Annotated in this window: 1 protein-coding gene; it reads left to right on the forward strand. The window is 42.9% G+C overall.

Going from position 1 to position 1,306, the window contains the following annotated elements; genetic code table 11:
• Positions 1-742: 742 nt before the first annotated feature.
• On the forward strand, positions 743-937 hold the full coding sequence (locus QUB33_RS29780; protein ID WP_445299579.1) for a transposase: 195 nt from the start codon (positions 743-745) through the stop codon (positions 935-937).
• Positions 938-1,306: the final 369 nt, after the last annotated feature.

Below are 1,306 nucleotides of genomic sequence, written 5' to 3' on the forward strand. Positions count from 1 at the left end.
TCATTCTCTCCTGGCGCGGTGGCTCTAGTTCTTCTTTTGCCACCGTTCTCATCTTTGGTTAGTCTAAACTACAGTCATTTAGGAGTGCTCTAGATATATAAAATCATTTAGGATTGCTATAGTAATGCTGTTATGCAAGGGACAACGCTGAAAATGAAATCGGCCAAAAAGTATATTGTTCGTCCTAAAGAATCAAAAATAAAGTATCAGAGGCGGAGTACCTTTGGCAGCGGTCTAGATAGCCAACAATGGGTTACATACCTAGACAAATATACCGGAGCCGTTCAAGAGTTAATGAAATTAACCCCGAATAAGCGCCACTTTTATCAACGAGGGATGAGGGCTGTAACTCAGATTAGGCCTAGCTCTTAGCTCTCTTTGTCACCCCCCAGGATCGACTCACAGCGGGCGATAGACTCATAGCCGGCGATCGACTCACAGCCGGCGATAGACTCACAGCCGGCGATAGACTCACAGCCGGCGATCATCTCATAGCAGTCGATTGCCTGCTGTGAGCTGTTTGTTGAGATTTTGGGGTTTAAAGCTTAGCCGGGAAAGGTTTTCAAGTTGGTTGTCCCAGCTGAGGCTCGTTGATTTAAAATTACCATCTAAACACTCTCTCGGGCGATGCCGTACTCTACTAATTTCACAGATGCTGAATGGGAATTTTTGTCACCCTTACTCTCTCAAATTTTGCCGCTAAAAAAGAAAACTAGACCCCCTAACTGGACACGAGCGAGAAATTTTAAATGGCATCTTCTATCAACTCAAGAATGGTTGCAATTGGGCAGACCTACCCAAAGATTTACCTCCCTACTCAACCGTATATTGGCATTACAAACAGTGGCGCTCTCAAGGTGTGCTTGAAGAGTTGATGAGGGTCTTACATTCTCAAGTCCGATTGCAAGTAAAACAAAACCGAAGTGAACTACATTGACGATCATCGATTCACAGGCAGTTAAAAATACCTGTAATGCCAGTATTGCATCGCTCATGTTATTGTTTTTACAAATCAACCAATGGTATTAAAAGACATCTAGCGGTTGATACGCTTGGGTTTCCATTTTTTACTCACTGCACGAAAGCTAGCTTATCAGATGATGCAGGTTTAATTGAAATGTTAAGCAAAAACATCAATTATTTCAAGTCTAAACCCGTTAATGTTCCCAAAATCACTATCTTGCTAGACCACGGATATCACCCCGACTATTTGACTGCTGAATTAAAGATTGGAGTTTAGACTAAACGGTGCTTCACGCACCCAAGCCGCTCAATCATGTAAGACAGACAAATGAGCTGCGTTGAG

Source organism: Microcoleus sp. B3-A4 (assembly GCF_036705385.1).
In the GTDB taxonomy this organism is placed as follows: Bacteria; Cyanobacteriota; Cyanobacteriia; order Cyanobacteriales; family Microcoleaceae; genus Microcoleus.